We start from the raw sequence: 16,723 nt of genomic DNA, 5'->3' as shown, positions 1-16,723 counted from the left end.
TTTAATCCTTTGAACTTCGTGCGCTTTGGTCAGCTAAGAAAACAGCGTCTATCATCGATTGTGTGCCACGCGCGTTTTCCAAGGTCCAAGGATAATCAGCATGAGCCGACGTCCCTGCCCGAATAGCAGCACAGAAATTTTCAACTTGGCTTACATAGTGGTTCTGTCCGCTGAAATGTTCAACCATTTCGTTGTTGGATGTATCTGCCAAACGTAACCGCGTTGGGCCGAACAGATTGGCGTTGAATGGGGTTTCCACTGTCAACACACCCGTTTCGCCGTGAAAGCGGACCTCTTGCGCAGGACTCATCCGCATCGAAGTCAGGGCGTGATAGGAAAACGTATCAAACTGCACGCTCACTTCGGCGAAGACATCCACATCGTTTTCATATCGAATATTGGTATGGGTTATTGCGCGCGGTTCCTGCCCCGTGGCCCAGCGCGCGGCACCGTAGGTGTAAACGCCGATGTCGCGGATAGAGCCCCCGCCCGTTTCAGGACGATTGCGAATATTGCTCATGTCACTGTTGTTATAGGAAAAAACCGTATCGACATGCATCAATGCGCCAATAGCACCTTGGGACAACAGCTGTTTGGCGCGGATCCATTGCGGATGATGCACGATCATAAAGGCCTCGGCACACAGCAGTCCCGACTCGTCGCGCAAAGCGATCAGATCATCTATCTGATCCGCCGTCATCGCGATGGGCTTTTCCGTCAGCGCATGTTTGCCAGCGCGCATCGCTTTGAGCGTCCAGTCCACATGAATGTGATTGGGCAACGGCACATAGACCGCATCGATATCATCACGCGCGAGCAAAGCGTCGTAATCCGTTTCGATCTCAAGCTCTGGGCAAAAGCTTTGAAAGCCTACAGCCTTGGCAGGATCAGAGGTGGCAAGAGCCACAAGCTGCGCGCCCTCAGACCTGTGTATTGCCCGCGCCATATGTTTTTTGGCAAAATTCGCGGCACCCAAAATGCCCCAACGGATCGCACTGCTCATGATCGTATTTCCTTACCATTTGCACAGACCATTACAGAGCATGCGCCAAAGGAAAAGGGGTGGCATTCACCACCCCTTTGCAAAATGAAACTGCAAAACACAACCATCTGTCGGTTATGCATCTTCAAACGCACCGCTTTCGACGGCGAGATCTTTCATGCGAGCCTGAAGTTTCTCAAACGCTCGAACTTCAATCTGGCGGATCCGTTCACGCGACACCGAATATTGCTCGGACAGAGCCTCAAGCGTCACGGGTTTGTCTTCCAAACGGCGCTGCCTAAGAATGTCTTTTTCGCGATCGTTGAGCACATCCATCGCTTGCATCAGCAAGGCGTGGCGGCTTTCCATTTCGTCTTTGGCCTCGTAATCACCGGCTTGGTCCATGGTCTCGTCTTCGAGCCAATCTTGCCACTGCGCGGTGCCGCCGTCTTCTGAGCCAACAGTCGCATTCAATGACGCGTCCCCACCAGACAAGCGACGGTTCATCGAGATGACTTCAGCCTCTGTCACACTAAGATCATTCGCGATGCGTTTGACGTGATCAGGGTGTAGATCGCCATCTTCCAAAGCGCCGATGCGGTTTTTGGCTTTGCGCAGATTGAAGAACAATTTCTTTTGCGCAGACGTCGTCCCGAGCTTCACAAGGCTCCAAGACCGCAGCACGTATTCTTGGATAGAGGCGCGGATCCACCACATGGCGTAAGTGGACAGACGAAACCCCTTTTCAGGATCAAAGCGTTTGACCGCCTGCATCAAGCCCACATTGGCCTCGGACACGACTTCGGCTTGCGGCAAACCATATCCACGATAGCCCATAGCGATTTTGGCGGCCAATCGCAGGTGAGACGTCACAAGACGGTGCGCGGCACCGCTGTCTTCGTGATCCACCCAGCGTTTGGCCAGCATGTATTCTTCTTCGGGTTCCAGCATGGGGAACTTACGAATGTCTTGCATATAGCGGTTGAGGCCCTGTTCGGGGCTCGGGGCTGGCAGATTTGTATAGTTACTCATTGTCGGGTCACTCCCATGTCGGATGCCTAATGTTACAGGCCTTAACATGCAAATAGGTATACGGTTATAGCGATTCAAGGGCTAGAGAGACAAAAAACGGGCTTTTTGTTCGCTAACATCTATCTGTAAACGAACGATGAACCCGTTTCCGTCGCTGGTCTAGCAATAGAATGCCAGATCACAGCAACGTGCACAATTGCTACAACTCTACCCGAAACGCGCAAGGATCGTGCGCATTAGCGCAGGCCCTCGATCAAGTCATTCATATCTGCGGGCAAAGGCGCCTCGAAACGAATATCTTCTTCGGTCACAGGGTGTACAAATCCCAAAACAGCCGCGTGCAAAGCCTGACGCGGGAAGGCTGCGATGGCCTCTAATGAGGCCTCAGAAATCCCAGCTTTGTGCGACAGCTTGCGTTTGCCGCCGTAGGTCTGGTCACCGATCAACCCGTGGCCTGCATGGGTCATATGCACGCGAATTTGGTGCGTGCGCCCTGTTTCCAACCAGCATTCCACCAAGGTCAGCTGATGCGGCAAACCGTATTGTTCCAACACACGCGCGCGGGTTATGGCGTGACGCCCCTCACTAAAAGACACCGCTTGTTTTTGACGATCCGTCTTGTGACGCCCCAGCATGGTGGTGATGCGCATGATGTTCGAGCCTTCAAAGCTCACGCCTTTGACGCCGCGCAGACGCGGGTCCATCACATCGGGCATGCCGTACACCAGCGCTGTGTATTTGCGCTCGACTGTGTGCTTCTCGAATTGTTTCGCCAAGCCTTGGTGGGCCACATCGCTTTTGGCCACGACCAACAACCCCGAGGTGTCCTTGTCGATACGGTGCACAATGCCGGGGCGCTTTTCGCCGCCAATACCCGACAGGCTGTCACCGCAATGATGCATCAGCGCGTTGACCAAAGTGCCCGAGGGCGAGCCCGGTGCCGGATGCACCACCATGCCCACAGGTTTGTTGATCACCACCAAGTGTTCGTCTTCAAAAATGATATCCAGCGGAATGTCTTCGGCCACCAAATGACTGTCCACAGGTTGCTCGACGGTGATCACCACGGATGCACCTTCGGCAATCTTGGCCTTTTGATCCAGCGCCGGTTTGCCGTTGACCACAACAGACCCGTCCGCGATCAATTTCGCCAAACGCGACCGCGATAGGTTCGCATCCGCTGGCACATCGCGCGCAATCGCCTTATCAAGACGATTAGGCGGGTTTTCCGCGATGGTGAATTCAACGGTGATAAGTGGAGCGCTAAGAGACATGACTGATCCGGTACAGGGCGACCATAAGGATTTGGACGCAGGTGTTGACCCAAAAGCAATGGCAGGGCTGACGCTGATGCGCAGGCTGGTCACATCGCTCTTGGTGGTGATGATTTTGGGGTTCCTACTCCTGATCGGGCTGCTTGTCACCCGTTTCCCCACACTGAACAGCACTGTGAGCTTTGATTTGCCCGAAAACATCGCTTTGCCAGCAGGAGCCACCGCGCAAAACTTTACGCGCGGAGCTGATTGGGTGGCAATTGTGACGACAGACAATCAGATTTTGATCTTTGATGCTGTGAGTGGAGATTTGCGTCAGACTGTTGGGATTGAGTAGCGGTAGGGCGACATTCTGTATTTGGCCACAGGGATGCACAGGACAGCCCTGTGGCGCAAGTTTGCTACTTATTGCAGCTCTCCCCGCCCAAAGTGGACCTTAGTGCATTGCATAGCTAGCTGAAGGCTTGAGCCCTTCTTGCCAAATGCTGCACGGAGGTCGAATGGCCAGTTTCGGGTGTAAGGGGCGGTGAAAGGTCCTATAATGGCGACTGAACCTCTCTGGAAAACTGTTGCTCAGAGAAGTTAAAAAGAAAGGAAATATTATATGGCAGACGTTCATGTTTTCGCAAAGATCCAACCAAAAGCGGATCACTATGATGAAGTGCTTGCAGCACTTCGAGACATATTGCAGGCCACTCAAGCAGAATCTGGTTGTAAGAGGTTTGAACTAAACGTGGGCGAAGTCGATGATAAGTCGCTCTACCTTGTGGAGGTCTGGGAAAGCGCCACTGCATTGGAACAGCACCATAAAATGCAGCACACCCTAGAAGCAGCGGAACGCATTGATGGAAAACTATCCGCGAGCACAGAAGTCGTGAAAATGACCCCAGCTATCTAGAGCTTGAGACCATCAAACGTTTCGTCCAAGGCGAACCTTCCTTGCTAGCATCAAAGGGTGACTATGTCCCGCAAAGTCGCCCTTGGTGCATGACGCAGTGAGTCTCCGCAATCCTCCCTATGGGGCCTTTTGATAGGTTAGCAATATCAGACCCATGGGGCGCAGAGGGGCGCAAACCTGTCGCCCGCCAAAAACCTCCCCCCTAACCATCCCACGAAAGCACCAGTGTTGACCCATCCGATATCGCCGCATCAAACCCATAGCCGCCAGTATCGAAATCGCGCAGGTGTTTGACCTCGTGGATGCGGTGCTCAAAGACCACAGGCCTGTTCGCTTTTCAGGCTAAACCCGTTCTTGCGCGACTTGCAGCGCAGCATCAAACTCTGGGAACATGCTGCTGACAATCCCCACGATATTGCCCGCATCGATGCCCTGCGGATCGGCCCCCAAGGGTTTGACCAGACCGCCCGCTTCTTGCACCAAAAAAGCGCCCGCGACGAAGTGCCAAGCCTTTAGGTTGCGGTTCCAATATCCGTCCAATCGCCCTGCGGCGACATAAGCGAGATCAAGCACTGCGGCCCCCAACTGACGCACGCCCGCACAGTCATTCAAAAGCGCGCCCAGCGTGGCAAGCGCCAGAGGCAGATTGTCTGATCCGCTGGGCGGCATTCCCGTCGATAGAGTGCCTTGGCTCAGCGACGCTTTGCCAGAGGTGTGAAGGCGCGTTTGCCCGTTCAGCCAAGCCCCCCCGCCTGTCGTCGCCGAAAATAATTCGTCCTTGAACGGGTCGTACACCACCGCGGCAATGATCTGGCCTTTATGTTCCAAAGCAATGGAAATCGCCCAATGCGGCAGGCCGTTTTCGAAATTGGCTGTCCCGTCCATCGGATCGACAATCCAACGCCTCATAGGCTCTGCGCCTATAAGTTCGTCCGCGCCTTCCATCAACAGGCCATAGGCAGGAAAGGCTTTGATCAGCGCGCCACTGACCTCTTGCGCCACATGTTGATCAAGATCCGCGACAAAGGCTTTCGCATCGGCGACATCAATAGACAGGCTTTGGATTCTGGAAAACCCATCCAGCATGGCACATCTGACATGCCGCACAGCTGACATCATCACGTCAAGTTCTGCGCTGGTTTGCATCCTGCATTCTCCGCGGATAATCAATTGAATTTGCTTATTCGTATATATTTTCAGTAATTTGAGCGCGCTTCATTTGCACCCTTTCAAAGAACATCGCATGACATGTCCACCTGTGCAACCTCTCCAGAATTGATAGTGAACATGCCTTAGAGACTTTCTTTCACGTCAAAGTGTTTCCTTTCTTCACACTGCAACATTCGGCACGATGGACGAAAAGCTGGTGCTTTTATGGTTTTATGGTTTTTCTGTGCGATCACGGCGCTCAACGCACACTAGGCGTGGCAGTCCTGTTTGAGCGGCTAAGGCTGATCGGTCTGCTTTTCATCCGTTTTCCAACAATGACTAGCTCTGTCAGTTTTTATGTGCTCGAAACCATCGCTTTACCCGCATATGCGACGGCGAAAACTTCACCGATGCGGTCGATTGGATGGCCGTTTTAAAGACGAGTCATGAAATTTTGATCTTTGATGCCGCATCAGGGACCTGCGTCAGCCCGTGGTGATTGATTAATCGTCAAAGGATCGCTGCAGCACGACATTATTGCTTTTATCGGGCTGCGACTTAGGTCACTCATATCGAAACCAAATGTCTCTGGCTGCCCATGTCTGCGCCTGAGACCCTAACCCATTCCGTCCAACGCGGTCATATCGAAAGTTTATTTGAATGCCATCGTCCAAACCCAAGTCTACCGTCGTCGTGCGCAACCTCAATCACAACGATATCGCAAGCGTCAGATCATTGGTCGAACGCGTCTATCCCGACGAAGATACCTATACCGTCAGTATGCTTGTTGGACAGTTGAACCGATTTCCCGATGGGCAGTTTGTCGTTTTGATTGATGACGAAATCGTCGGCTATGCGGCAACCTTTCGCATCTCAGAATCCGAAGCCTTTAAGCCGCATGATTGGATCGGCGTGACCGGCAATGGCCACCTGTCGCGTCATGATGAGAACGGTGATTGGCTCTACGGTATGGAGGTTTGTGTTGATCCAAATCGTCGACGCCTGAAGATTGGGAACCGCCTATACAATGCGCGTATGCAGCTGTGTCAAGAGCTGAGCCTAAAAGGTATTCTGTTCGGTGGGCGCATGCCTGGGTTTGACCGTAAAAGAAAACAATTCCCAACCCCTGCAGACTATCTACAAGCGGTGATCGACAACAAAATCAAGGATTCCGTGATTTCATTCCACCGTCGCATGGGGTTTGAACCCACGGGGGTTTTGCCCAATTATTCACCCGAAGATACCCCCTCTGGCGGCCACGCGACACTGATGGTTTGGAGAAACCATGACTACGTAGCGCCCTCCGAAACCGGTACAGTCGGGCGCGTTAACCGCGATCTGGTTCGGATTGTGTCGGTGCAAAAACAAGCGCGGACGATCAATCACATCGACGAATTCTTTTCCTCTGTGGACTATTTTGTCGAGGTCGCCGCCGATTACAAAGGCGATTTCGTGCTGTTCCCTGAACTGTTCACGCTTGAGCTTTTGTCCTGCGAAGCCGAAGTCACACCTGACGTGGCGATCAAACGCATGACGCAATACACTGAACGTTTTGTGCAGCATATGACCCAGCTTGCAGTGCGCTGTAACATCAACATCATTGGCGGCTCTCACCCGACCCAAACAGAGGATGGCGACATCCAAAACGTGGGCTACGTATTTTTGCGTGACGGCTCGGTGCAGATGCAGGAAAAACTGCACCCAACCCCTGATGAAAAATATTGGTGGAGCATCTATGGCGGCGATGAAATCAATGTCATCCAGACCGATTGCGGCCCGATTGGTGTGATGATTTGCTACGACAGCGAATTCCCTGAAATCGGCCGCAGGTTGGCTGATCAGGGTGCGCAGATCCTTTTTGTGCCTTATTGCACTGACACGCGCCAAGGGCACCTTCGTGTCAAATATTGCTGTCAGGCACGCGCCGTCGAAAACCAATTGTTTGTGGCCACCTCAGGCTTGGTTGGTAATTTGAAAAACGTCGCGAACATCGACATCAACTATGCGCAATCGGCGATCTATACCCCAAGCGACTTTAGTTTCGCCCGTGATGGTATTGCAGCAGAAGCCACAGAAAATACTGAAATGGTCGTGGTGGCCGATGTGGACCTGTCAAACCTACGCCACGCCCGCGCTCAAGGTGCAGTGCGCAACCTCAAAGACCGCCGCCTCGATCTATACAACGTCAAATGGAAAGAACCGCGCCGGTAGAGGCAGCAGGAAAATTCATGGCGGGCGCGCAAAACGACGCGGGCCTGCCGTGGCTTTGATGGCGATTGTTACGACAGACAATCCAATTTGGATTTTTGATGTGGCGCGTGGAGATTTTCGTCAGACTGTTTTGGAATTGCGGTCGTGAGCACTCCACATATCTGTCTGGCTCCCGGTTGAAAGATAAATTTTCTTACAACGAGAACACAAATGTCTCACTTGATCTTCAGTCATATTATTGAAGCTCGCCCCTAGCTATCGCGCGAAAACACCAATGTTGCGTCGTCTGATTTCGCCGCGTCATACCCATAGCCGCCACTGTCGAAATCGCGCAGGTGTTTGACCTCGCGGGTGCGGTTTTCGACGATGAAGCGCGCCATGGCACCGCGGGCGCGTTTGGCGTAAAAGCTGATGGTTTTCTCGACCCCATCGCGACGCTCCAAGAACACGGGCGTGATCACTTTCGGGGTCAGGACATCTGTTTTCACCACAGAGAAATACTCGGTCGAGGCGCAGTTGACCAAAAACTCAGACTGGCTGGCCTCAGCCGCCTCATTCAAGCTTAGCGCGACTTTATCGCCCCAAAACGCATATAGATTTTTGCCCTTGGGCGAGGCCAATCTGCTGCCCATTTCCAAACGGTAAGCTTGGATCGCGTCCAGTGGCCGCAAGATACCATAAAGCCCAGACAAGATACGCAGGTGATCTTGCGCGTAGGGGATCGTTTCCGCTTCAAGGCTGACCGCATCCAGTCCCGTATAGGTGTCGCCATCAAACATATACATCGCCTGTTTGGCCGTATCGACGTCAGGCGTGTCAGAGAAATTTGCGAAACGCTCCACGTTCAATTCCGCCAGTTTTTCACTGATCCCCATCAATTTGCGCAAAGCCGCCACATCCAACTGGCGTGCAATATCAATCAGCTCTTTGGTCTCAGACGTAAAGCTGGGGGTCGTGCGATCCACACCCACAACAGGATCCATGTTCAATTTCTTGGCGGGGGAAATGACAGCTAACATTTTGGATCCTCTCGGCATCGCAAACGGGAATCGTCCCAGACGCGGCGTGGTTGTGTTTGGATCTGTTTTTGCCATGAGTTGCGGGGAAAAACCACGGGGCAAATGGCGCGAATGGCACGTTTGCGGCTCACTTTAGCGTGCACATACAAAGATGGCATGCAAATACTGCCCTCAGCGTCTGGCATTAATTTTTTTTGGGGGGGAAAGTGGTACCACCTCCTGGTCTCGAACCAGGGACCTCCTGATCCACAATCAGGCGCTCTAACCAACTGAGCTAAGGCGGCACTTGTGGGGTGATTTACGGAACGTACGGGATGAATGCAAGAGCAAGATTGCGCATTTTGGTGATTTTTTCGCATGGCCCCTGCCCGCGCCTTTTTACACTGCCATTCGCACTGTCACCGCACGCACGCAGCGCGCCCTTGCGCAAGCGGCACTTTGGGCTTATTTCAACCTGCAATCCAAAGGAGCGATACAATGAGCATCAATAAAGAAAGCGACGTCGAGGCAAACATCCAAATCGGCCCCACCACGCTTGGCATGGTGCGCATCTATATCGAAGGCGAAGGCATCGAAATTCCGATGGATTTCACCCCAGAAGAAGCCGAAGAAATTGCCGAGGAAATCCGCGCCGCCGCCGCACAAGCACGCAGCATCGATAAGTAAGCGCGCAGATTTATCGCAGGGGGCGAGCACATGAGTGAAGCGAACAGAGCCGCGGCCCTGCCCTCTTCATATCTGCTGAAACACTATCAACTGAGCGCCCCGCGCCTCTTGGCGCAGACACCGCGCGCAAACTTATGGCAGGTGCGCAGGGCAAACGGCGAAGACGCGGTGCTCAAACACCTCACTGATGAGGGCGCCGCCTCAGATGAAGCGCGCGCAGGCGAAGTGCTTGCACAGTGGGCCGGCCAAAACGCCGTGCAGATTTATGCCTCTCATAAAACCGCCTCGCAGAACATCAGCTTTTTGATCGAATGGCTGGGTGGGCCAAGCTTGGGGGATCTGGCCCGCGGCGGTCAGGACAGTTTAGCCACGGCGCAGCTGGCGCAGGTTGCCACCGCTCTGTCTCGCCCTGCCGTAGCCGGATTTCCAGACTTAAGCACCAATGGCACCGAGCTGTTGGCCACGCCCCTCAGCGCCCTGCCCCCAACCCATCGCGGCGTTTTCGCGCTGGCACAAACGCTCTGGCCCAAACTTTTGGCCAGCACCACGCAACCGCACTTGCTGCACGCAGATTTGCACCACGATAACATCCTGAAGGGTCCGCGTGGCTGGTGTGCGATTGATCCGCGCGGCCTCAATGGCGATCCAGCTTATGAGTTTGCCAATGCCTTTCGTAATCCCACCGGCATGGGCGACAAAACCGCAGATCCTGCACGCATCTTGCATATGGCTGGGAGTTTTGCCGCGCACTCCGGCTTAGATCAGGGGCGCATCTTGCAGTTCGCCTTCGCGCATTGCGCCATGTCAATCTCATGGACCCTCAAACACAGCCCGGCCCCAAAAGGCGATTTGCGTCTCTTGGATCTCTTCGCCGCACTCATCGCCGCCCCATAGACGATCTGCCGTGAGCGCCCCCAACATGGCCGCCTTCAGCCCTCAGCCCAAGCTTTCACAGCGGCATCAAGATCTGCGCGCGTGCGGCAGTGCCAGACCTGTGCGGCGCTTGCGGCGTTCAAACGGGCCGCTTCTAAGCTGGAGGCAATTTTACGGCGGAACTTTGATCGATTTTTGAAACTGCGCAGGGCAAATTTATATTGTTGAAGCGGCCAATCTACATTGCCGTCTGGCAATTCAGCACGCGTTTTTCCAAAGTTGCGCCAAGGCCGCGTCAGCAAACGCCACACCCTGACATATTCAGGCGGATCGATCCAAAGGACGATTTCGGCGCGCGCAAGGGCTTGATCGAGCAGGCTTGGTCCACCCTCTAAGATCCACGCTTCCCCTGCGATGACCTGAGCGAGCTCTGCGTCAATCTCGGGTCTTGGGCGCTGGGACCAATTGCGCGTCAGCTTGATGGCATCAAAAGAGACCACCGCAATGTCTGGGTGTGCCGCGTTCAAACGCGCCGCAAGGTGGCTTTTCCCAGTACCGTTCGACCCCGTGACAATCAGCCTTTGCATTCTCAACCTCCCTGCCGCTATCCCTATGCTTGCAATCCATATGCGCAAGTGACCTGTGTTCCAAGACAATCATGCCATCACAGCACGTCTCGGACCGAGGGCTTTGCGCAAAACATCCAAGGCCGCTTGCCCAAGGGGGGCGGATCGCGGTAGAGAGCGTCAACCGCATTCATTTGCGCTGCAAACGGCCTTGCGCCTGTTCTGAGATGGCCTTTGGCCGCGACTGGGATGATCGTCTGTCCGCCATGACATGTGCGTCCTGCCTCAGCAGGCGTCACACCACAGATAAAAAGGCCTGTCCCATGACCGACAACACCATTCGCAAAGCCATCTACGTCAAAGCATCACGGGTTCACATCTGGGATCACCTGACCAAGCCTGAGCTGCTTAAGACGTGGTTTCATGTGCCGTCAACCGAGCTGACCATGGGCGAACCCTACGAGATGTTCGGACGCGAGAGCGGTGAGAAACTGTGCTGGGGTCGTGTACGCGACGCGACGCCTTATGACCGTCTGGAATACACGTTTTCAATGGCGCAAACCAACGGCGTGAAATCCAAAGTGATCTGGTCACTCAAAGAGGTCGAAAACATCACGCGCCTGTCTTTGGTGCATTCTGGCCTGCCGCGCAAAGCCGAAGAGCTTGGACTGACGCTGGCGCTTGATAAAGGCTGGGACGATCACATCGCCGCGCTGCGTGTGGCCTTGGACGCTTAAACTTTAAAACGACCAGATCGGTTTAAGTGCACTGATTTTGTGACAAACTGCATGCGGCCCCTTGCCGAGGGGCTGCACAGGCACTAGGTATTGAGACGGCGGGATCTGCTCGGTTCGTTCACATGGGCGCAAGACTCCGGTGGCCTTACGCAACCGTACGGGAGCTGGCTCTGTCCGGACCCTGGTCCTTTTACCTGGCGCCCACCTGATATAATCAGGCTTCGGGAGCATACGCGTCGCTACGACTGCTGCGGTCCCCCGCCACCTTTTCCATTTGACCCTGCGCTTTTAAAAACCGCGCTCTTATAGGCTGCGTTTCAAAAGCGTTTACGCGCGTTTTGCGTAGCTTTGACACGGACCGGTACATCAAACACCGCATCCCGCTTGCCACCTTGATCGCCATCGTCGTCGCGGTCTGCCATGCCCATCACAGAGATGGCGAATTGCACCCCTGAAAACACGATGCCGTTTGAGACCCAAAGTACCACAACAGCCAAGATTCCCATGTCGGAATGGGTTATCAGATGCCACAGATTGGCGACATTAAACGCCAAGAGCGCCCCCACGAAGGCGGCTGCGATGGCAAAGCCGATCAGGACTTGGGTAATATACAGACGAATGAGTTTTGGCATGGGATACTCCTGCCCTGTGCGCGTCATTGGAAGGAACGCGTTTGGGGCGCATGAGGATTGCGGCATAAAAAAGGGTAGGCTTTTGGCCCACCCTGTTCAATTTCGCAAAATGTCGCGGTGTGTCTTACGCCTTAAAAGCCTCAAGCCTAACTTCAGCACGATATTTTTGTTTGTACGACCCCTAGGCCTTAAAGGCTTCGGGACGTACTTCAGCATGTTTGTTTTGCTCGCGCGACCTTACGCCTTAAAGGCTTCAGGGCGCACTTCGCGGGCCATATGATCCAAAACAGCATTCACGAACTTGGACTCTTTGCCATCAGGGTAGAACCCTTTGGCAACGTCAACAAATTCGTTGATCACAACTTTGGGCGGTGTGCGACCAGAAATCAACTCGCCACCCGCAGCACGGAACAAGGCCCGCATCGTGCTGTCGATCCGACCGATGGGCCATTTCGCCACCAAAGCGCGGTCTGTCATTTGGTCGATTTTAACCTGATCATTCACGGCCAGCTCGGTGATTTCGTGAAACAGATCGGCATCGCCATCGATGAATTCGCCCTCTTCTTCGGTTTTTAGGCCAAAGAAGTGGTCGTAAAACTGGCGACGGACTTTATCCACGGTCATATCCGAGGCTTCCATCTGAAACAGGGCCTGCACCGCGTAAAGGCGGGCGGCGGATCTCATGTCGCGTTTTGAGGGCGGCTTCAGGTGTGAGTGATCTTCGGTCATGCGATATTTGGTCCCGTGTTTTCGCCCGCAAGGCGGATCGCGCCGGTGTTAAAGCCAACGCCCTTGCTCGGACGAGCCCATTTGCGGGAAAGTGCGACAAGATGCAAGGCCGCAGCCGCAGCTACGCCACCTTTATTACGACCTTTTGCCTCTGCGCGGGCCTCAGCCTGCGATTTTGCCTCTACAGCCAAGATCCCGTTGCCGATGCACAGGCCTGACAGGCCCATCATCTGCAAAGCGTGCGACGAATCGTTGCTTGCGGTCTCGAACAGCGCAGTTTCCCCGCGCACAAGGCAGCCAAGCGCCACGTAGCCGTCGAAATTCGACATACGTTCCGCGATGGCGATGGCTGTTGGAATTTCGCCCACGCTGGGCACTTCGATCATGTCAGAAGACACACCCGCGTCCTCAAGCGTGGCTTTGGCGCACAGCAAAAGTTCGTCAGAAATATTTTTAAAATACGGTGCAACCACGATCAAAAGCTTCACAGGCGCATCAAACACCGGCAGGTCCAAAATATGCGGCTCAGGATTGGACATCACTTATCCCAATCTTGCAGGCGCGCCACGTAACGCGCAACGGTGTCGATCTCAAGGTTGATCCGGTCGCCCACTTTCGCTTTACCCCAGATTGTCACCTCTTGGGTGTGCGGGATCACGTTGATGCCGAAATCGCAGCCATCGACTTCGTTCACCGTCAGCGATGTCCCGTTCAAGGCGACAGACCCTTTGCTTGCTATAAATTTTGCCAAGGCTTTGGGCGCACGAAACGTCAAACGCGTGCTGTCGCCCTCGTCACGCATCTCGATCAAATCGGCCACGCCATCCACATGACCCGATACGATATGCCCGCCCAATTCGTCGCCCAGTTTCAAAGCGCGCTCTAAATTCAACGGCGCGCCAACAGTCCAATCGCCAATATTGGTCAGATCCACACTTTCTGCCGAGATTTGCACATCAAACCAGTTTTGCGGCACGCCTTGCCATGTGGACCCAAGCGCGATCACCGTCAAACACACGCCGTTGCAGGCAATCGAGGCCCCAATATCAATACCGTCGATGTCATACGCACAGCCAATGCGCGCGCGCAGATCACCCTCTTGTTTCATATCAAGCACATGACCGATGTCTGTGATGATCCCTGTAAACATAGCTGTCTCCGTCTTTATCCAGATCGGGGCACACACGGCCCGACGTCGTTGCCCCTAGACCTATCGCCCCCCTTGCTTGCTTTCAAGTGCACAAGGTTGTTTCCAGATGGTCACAAATCCGCCCGATTCGTCCGTCATTTAGCATTTTGAAGCAGACTTATCTGTGCAAAACTTTATCACAGGCTTATGACAGAACACAGCTCAGACCACTCCTCAGATCAGCGCGTCTTTCTGATGCTCCAAGGACCGCATGGTCCGTTCTTTTGGAAGCTTGGTAAAATGCTGCGTGCAGCGGGAGCTGAAACATGGCGTGTAGGGTTTAACGCGGGCGATCGCGCGTTCTGGCTCTCCACCAAGAGCTTCATTCCTTTTGTGGGCAAACCCGAGGACTGGCCCGACGATTTCGAGGCCTTGGTCAAAGACAAATCCGTCACAGATATCGTTCTGTATGGTGACACCCGCCCGATGCACGCCCTAGCTGTGGAACGCGCCAAAGCGCTTGGCCTGACCATTCATGTTTTTGAAGAAGGCTACTTGCGCCCCTTTTGGTGCACTTATGAACGCGGCGGGTCCAACGGCAATTCCGAATTGATGTCGCTCTCTGTGGACGACATGCGCACAGCCTTGGCCAACGCCGAGCGCGACAATATCGAAGCCCCCGCCCATTGGGGCGACATGAAACATCACATCTTTTATGGCGCTTTGTACCATTGGTTTGTGATGTTCCGAAACGGGGCGTTCAAACACTTCAAACGCCACCGCGAAATGTCTGTGTTTCAAGAATTCTATTTGTATTTCAAACGCTTGGTCATGATGCCAAGCCATTACTTGCGCCGCGCCTGGTCCACGCGTCGGGTCAAAAATGGTGGCTACCCTTATCATATCTGCTTGCTGCAACTGGAACATGATACCAGTTTTCAAGTGCATTCCCCTTATGAGACCATGCCAGAATTCGTCACGGTTGTGATCGAAGGTTTCGCCGCGGGGGCCCCCCGCCACCACCATCTCGTATTCAAAGGGCACCCTTTAGAAACAGATCGACGTAACATGAAATCCGAAGTGCGCCGCATCGCGAAGAATCACGGCGTGCAAAAACGTGTGCACTATGTGCGCGGCGGAAAACTATCTCAGCTGCTTAATTTCGCGCGTTCTGCCGTGACGGTCAACTCCACCGCTGGCCAACAGGTGCTGTGGCGCGGCTTGCCTGTTAAAGTGTTCGGGGCTGCGGTGTATGACAAACCAGAATTCGTCTCGCGCCAACCTCTTCCTGAATTTTTCAAACAGGCCGTACGGCCTGACAAACGCGCCTATGGCATATATCGTCAGTTCCTTTTGGAAACCAGCCAAGTGCCCGGCGGATACTATTCGGCTGCGGGGCGCCGCCAGCTGCTAAGGCTTGTTGTTGACATGATGTTGGCACCAGAAGCCCCTTACGAGGCGCTTATAACCGGCAAAGCTCCACCAAGATTACCGCTACAAGCCGGAAAATAGACACTATATCTGGAGCGAGCCAAAATGAAATCCACATTCCCTGCGCACAAGCTGCGCCCCTGCAACACATTCTGAGCTCTGTGCGCAACAGATGACGTCTGGCTAGATTTTTGCGATGAACTTCATTACGGTGGTCTGCAAAATACGAGCGGACTTAACGGCTCAGAGGAGACCGAGCAGTGACATTTATTAGATCGCGCACTTTGCGTGCCACAGCGGTATTTTGTATCGTGGCAAGCCTTTCGGCGTGTGGACTCCCCAGATCCGGCCCCACTAAGAAAGAAATTTTCGCAGGCTCAGTTCTGCAAGACGGTGATTCTTTCGTGGTAACAGTGACGGACCGCGTCAACTTAGCCGCTGGCGTCACACCCTCACTTGGGTTCTCCAGCAGCTTCACAAACGCTGGCACATTGGGATCTGACACCATCCAAGCTGGCGATGTCTTGTCTCTTACCATTTGGGAAAACGTTGACGATGGACTTTTGGCTGGCCAAGGTGCGAACGCAACGGTTCTGAGCGAAGTTCAAGTGGACGGATCCGGCTTTATCTTTGTGCCTTATGCTGGCCGCGTGAAAGCTGCGGGCAACAGTCCTGAAGCCATCCGCCGCATCATCACCGAAAAACTCGACACGCAAACACCTGATCCACAAGTGATGGTCACACGTGCCGCAGGCGACGGCGCGACGGTATCAATCACCGGCAAAATCAACGGCCAAGGCGTCTACCCGATTGAACGCCCAACCCGCACTCTAACAGCAATGCTGGCCGGCGCTGGCGGCGTATCTGTTGAGCCGTCTTTGGCCCAGATCAAAGTGATCCGTGGTGGCGAAACCGGTTCGGTCTGGTTCGACGATCTGTTTGATGACTCGCGTTACGATATCGCGCTGCGCAATGGCGACCGGATTTTGGTCGAAGCTGATCAACGATCCTTCACCGCACTTGGATCAACAGGCACACAAAGCCGTGTTGCCTTCGAGACCCGAACATTATCCGCTTTGGAAGCCATCGCTCAAGTCGGCGGTTTACAGACCAACAGCGCTGATCCAACCGGTGTGTTTGTATTGCGCAACGAGACTGACCAGATCGCAGGCCAAGTTTTGGGACGCGATGACTTGGAAGGCACGCAGCGCCTTATTTACGTGCTCAACCTGACAGAACCCAACGGCTTGTTCCTTGCGCGTGATTTCGTGATCCGCGATGGCGACACCGTCTACGTGACCGAAGCGCCCTACGCCCAATGGACCAAAACGCTCTCAGCGATCACAGGTTCAGTTAGCGTAGCGGACGACATTGCAAGCGCGGTAGATTAGTCAA

General features: G+C 54.1%; 18 protein-coding genes and 1 tRNA gene. 8 read left to right on the top strand and 11 right to left on the bottom strand.

Annotated features, from left to right (window positions below):
• Nucleotide 1: 1 nt before the first annotated feature.
• The 3 genes from WNY38_RS15965 to WNY38_RS15955 form a co-directional block, all read right to left on the bottom strand.
• Entirely contained in the window at nucleotides 2–1,003 is a 1,002-nt protein-coding gene (locus WNY38_RS15965) for a Gfo/Idh/MocA family oxidoreductase (protein WP_342858355.1), read from the bottom strand.
• Nucleotides 1,004–1,117: 114 nt separating this feature from the next.
• Nucleotides 1,118–2,014, bottom strand: coding sequence for an RNA polymerase sigma factor RpoH (gene rpoH / locus WNY38_RS15960; protein ID WP_342858354.1), 897 nt, complete (start codon nucleotides 2,012–2,014; stop codon nucleotides 1,118–1,120).
• 236 nt (nucleotides 2,015–2,250) lie between these two features.
• A complete protein-coding gene (locus WNY38_RS15955; RefSeq protein WP_342858353.1) occupies nucleotides 2,251–3,288 on the bottom strand; it encodes an RluA family pseudouridine synthase in 1,038 nt (345 codons plus the stop codon).
• Between WNY38_RS15955 and WNY38_RS15950 the strand changes: the two genes are divergently transcribed.
• Nucleotides 3,287–3,625, top strand: coding sequence for a DUF6476 family protein (locus WNY38_RS15950; protein WP_342858352.1), 339 nt, complete (start codon nucleotides 3,287–3,289; stop codon nucleotides 3,623–3,625). The genes WNY38_RS15955 and WNY38_RS15950 overlap by 2 nt on opposite strands.
• A 267-nt stretch (nucleotides 3,626–3,892) precedes the next feature.
• Nucleotides 3,893–4,186 (top strand): putative quinol monooxygenase, encoded by a 294-nt coding sequence (locus tag WNY38_RS15945; protein ID WP_342858351.1) that lies wholly within the window; start codon nucleotides 3,893–3,895, stop codon nucleotides 4,184–4,186.
• 342 nt (nucleotides 4,187–4,528) lie between these two features.
• Here WNY38_RS15945 and WNY38_RS15940 read toward each other — a convergent pair whose 3' ends face one another.
• Nucleotides 4,529–5,332 carry an inositol monophosphatase family protein gene (locus tag WNY38_RS15940; RefSeq protein ID WP_342858350.1) on the bottom strand — a complete coding sequence of 268 codons (804 nt, stop codon included), beginning with the start codon at nucleotides 5,330–5,332 and terminating at the stop codon, nucleotides 4,529–4,531.
• A gap of 663 nt (nucleotides 5,333–5,995) precedes the next feature.
• Here WNY38_RS15940 and WNY38_RS15935 point away from each other — a divergent pair.
• Entirely contained in the window at nucleotides 5,996–7,546 is a 1,551-nt protein-coding gene (locus WNY38_RS15935) for a GNAT family N-acetyltransferase (RefSeq protein WP_342858349.1), read from the top strand.
• Between the two features lie 251 nt (nucleotides 7,547–7,797).
• Here the strand turns inward: WNY38_RS15935 and yaaA are convergent, their stop codons facing one another.
• Together yaaA and WNY38_RS15925 are read right to left on the bottom strand one after the other, a co-directional pair.
• Complete coding sequence (gene yaaA / locus WNY38_RS15930) at nucleotides 7,798–8,565, bottom strand: peroxide stress protein YaaA (protein WP_342858348.1); 768 nt, start codon at nucleotides 8,563–8,565, stop codon at nucleotides 7,798–7,800.
• Between the two features lie 207 nt (nucleotides 8,566–8,772).
• Nucleotides 8,773–8,849: transfer RNA gene (locus WNY38_RS15925), tRNA-His, on the bottom strand.
• Nucleotides 8,850–9,042: 193 nt separating this feature from the next.
• On the opposite strand from WNY38_RS15925, the gene WNY38_RS15920 reads away from it, so the two are divergent.
• Together WNY38_RS15920 and WNY38_RS15915 are read left to right on the top strand one after the other, a co-directional pair.
• Complete coding sequence (locus WNY38_RS15920; RefSeq protein ID WP_342858347.1) at nucleotides 9,043–9,231, top strand: DUF6324 family protein; 189 nt, start codon at nucleotides 9,043–9,045, stop codon at nucleotides 9,229–9,231.
• A gap of 30 nt (nucleotides 9,232–9,261) precedes the next feature.
• Nucleotides 9,262–10,125, top strand: a complete 864-nt coding sequence (locus WNY38_RS15915; RefSeq protein WP_342858346.1) for an aminoglycoside phosphotransferase family protein — start codon at nucleotides 9,262–9,264, stop codon at nucleotides 10,123–10,125.
• A 35-nt stretch (nucleotides 10,126–10,160) separates the two neighbouring features.
• On the opposite strand, the gene WNY38_RS15910 is transcribed toward WNY38_RS15915, so the two are convergent.
• Nucleotides 10,161–10,691, bottom strand: a complete 531-nt coding sequence (locus tag WNY38_RS15910; protein WP_342858345.1) for a DNA topology modulation protein FlaR — start codon at nucleotides 10,689–10,691, stop codon at nucleotides 10,161–10,163.
• A 302-nt stretch (nucleotides 10,692–10,993) separates the two neighbouring features.
• Between WNY38_RS15910 and WNY38_RS15905 the strand changes: the two genes are divergently transcribed.
• A complete protein-coding gene (locus tag WNY38_RS15905) occupies nucleotides 10,994–11,407 on the top strand; it encodes an SRPBCC domain-containing protein (RefSeq protein ID WP_342858344.1) in 414 nt (137 codons plus the stop codon).
• 317 nt (nucleotides 11,408–11,724) lie between these two features.
• On the opposite strand, the gene WNY38_RS15900 is transcribed toward WNY38_RS15905, so the two are convergent.
• The 4 genes from WNY38_RS15900 to WNY38_RS15885 all read right to left on the bottom strand — a co-directional run bounded on the left by WNY38_RS15900 (nucleotide 11,725) and on the right by WNY38_RS15885 (nucleotide 13,918).
• Nucleotides 11,725–12,039: a hypothetical protein gene (locus tag WNY38_RS15900; protein ID WP_342858343.1), complete on the bottom strand. Its 315-nt coding sequence runs from the start codon at nucleotides 12,037–12,039 to the stop codon at nucleotides 11,725–11,727.
• Between the two features lie 237 nt (nucleotides 12,040–12,276).
• The gene (gene nusB / locus WNY38_RS15895; protein WP_342858342.1) at nucleotides 12,277–12,768 is read right to left on the bottom strand and encodes a transcription antitermination factor NusB; all 492 of its coding nucleotides are present in this window, start codon (nucleotides 12,766–12,768) and stop codon (nucleotides 12,277–12,279) included.
• On the bottom strand, nucleotides 12,765–13,307 hold the full coding sequence (locus WNY38_RS15890) for a 6,7-dimethyl-8-ribityllumazine synthase (RefSeq protein WP_342858341.1): 543 nt from the start codon (nucleotides 13,305–13,307) through the stop codon (nucleotides 12,765–12,767). The genes nusB and WNY38_RS15890 overlap by 4 nt, the downstream gene beginning before the upstream one ends.
• Entirely contained in the window at nucleotides 13,307–13,918 is a 612-nt protein-coding gene (locus tag WNY38_RS15885; RefSeq protein WP_342858340.1) for a riboflavin synthase, read from the bottom strand. The genes WNY38_RS15890 and WNY38_RS15885 overlap by 1 nt, the downstream gene beginning before the upstream one ends.
• Nucleotides 13,919–14,152: 234 nt before the next feature.
• On the opposite strand from WNY38_RS15885, the gene WNY38_RS15880 reads away from it, so the two are divergent.
• Together WNY38_RS15880 and WNY38_RS15875 are read left to right on the top strand one after the other, a co-directional pair.
• Entirely contained in the window at nucleotides 14,153–15,409 is a 1,257-nt protein-coding gene (locus tag WNY38_RS15880; protein WP_342858339.1) for a capsule biosynthesis protein CapA, read from the top strand.
• 179 nt (nucleotides 15,410–15,588) lie between these two features.
• Entirely contained in the window at nucleotides 15,589–16,719 is a 1,131-nt protein-coding gene (locus WNY38_RS15875; RefSeq protein ID WP_342858338.1) for a polysaccharide biosynthesis/export family protein, read from the top strand.
• Nucleotides 16,720–16,723 lie beyond the last annotated feature (4 nt).

The organism is Pacificibacter sp. AS14 (genome assembly GCF_038899935.1).
Lineage (GTDB): Bacteria > Pseudomonadota > Alphaproteobacteria > Rhodobacterales > Rhodobacteraceae > Celeribacter.
This window is presented reverse-complemented; position numbering and strand designations above follow the sequence as displayed.

Excerpts from the sequence above, each read along its gene's own strand:
- WNY38_RS15965 (WP_342858355.1), bottom strand. The coding sequence starts at position 1,003 with ATGAGCAGTGCGATCCGTTGGGGCATTTTGGGTGCCGCGAATTTTGCC.
- rpoH (WP_342858354.1), bottom strand. The coding sequence starts at position 2,014 with ATGAGTAACTATACAAATCTGCCAGCCCCGAGCCCCGAACAGGGCCTC.
- WNY38_RS15950 (WP_342858352.1), top strand. The coding sequence starts at position 3,287 with ATGACTGATCCGGTACAGGGCGACCATAAGGATTTGGACGCAGGTGTT.
- WNY38_RS15955 (WP_342858353.1), bottom strand. The coding sequence starts at position 3,288 with ATGTCTCTTAGCGCTCCACTTATCACCGTTGAATTCACCATCGCGGAA.
- WNY38_RS15945 (WP_342858351.1), top strand. The coding sequence starts at position 3,893 with ATGGCAGACGTTCATGTTTTCGCAAAGATCCAACCAAAAGCGGATCAC.
- WNY38_RS15940 (WP_342858350.1), bottom strand. The coding sequence starts at position 5,332 with ATGCAAACCAGCGCAGAACTTGACGTGATGATGTCAGCTGTGCGGCAT.
- WNY38_RS15935 (WP_342858349.1), top strand. The coding sequence starts at position 5,996 with ATGCCATCGTCCAAACCCAAGTCTACCGTCGTCGTGCGCAACCTCAAT.
- yaaA (WP_342858348.1), bottom strand. The coding sequence starts at position 8,565 with ATGTTAGCTGTCATTTCCCCCGCCAAGAAATTGAACATGGATCCTGTT.
- WNY38_RS15920 (WP_342858347.1), top strand. The coding sequence starts at position 9,043 with ATGAGCATCAATAAAGAAAGCGACGTCGAGGCAAACATCCAAATCGGC.
- WNY38_RS15915 (WP_342858346.1), top strand. The coding sequence starts at position 9,262 with ATGAGTGAAGCGAACAGAGCCGCGGCCCTGCCCTCTTCATATCTGCTG.
- WNY38_RS15910 (WP_342858345.1), bottom strand. The coding sequence starts at position 10,691 with ATGCAAAGGCTGATTGTCACGGGGTCGAACGGTACTGGGAAAAGCCAC.
- WNY38_RS15905 (WP_342858344.1), top strand. The coding sequence starts at position 10,994 with ATGACCGACAACACCATTCGCAAAGCCATCTACGTCAAAGCATCACGG.
- WNY38_RS15900 (WP_342858343.1), bottom strand. The coding sequence starts at position 12,039 with ATGCCAAAACTCATTCGTCTGTATATTACCCAAGTCCTGATCGGCTTT.
- nusB (WP_342858342.1), bottom strand. The coding sequence starts at position 12,768 with ATGACCGAAGATCACTCACACCTGAAGCCGCCCTCAAAACGCGACATG.
- WNY38_RS15890 (WP_342858341.1), bottom strand. The coding sequence starts at position 13,307 with ATGTCCAATCCTGAGCCGCATATTTTGGACCTGCCGGTGTTTGATGCG.
- WNY38_RS15885 (WP_342858340.1), bottom strand. The coding sequence starts at position 13,918 with ATGTTTACAGGGATCATCACAGACATCGGTCATGTGCTTGATATGAAA.
- WNY38_RS15880 (WP_342858339.1), top strand. The coding sequence starts at position 14,153 with ATGCTCCAAGGACCGCATGGTCCGTTCTTTTGGAAGCTTGGTAAAATG.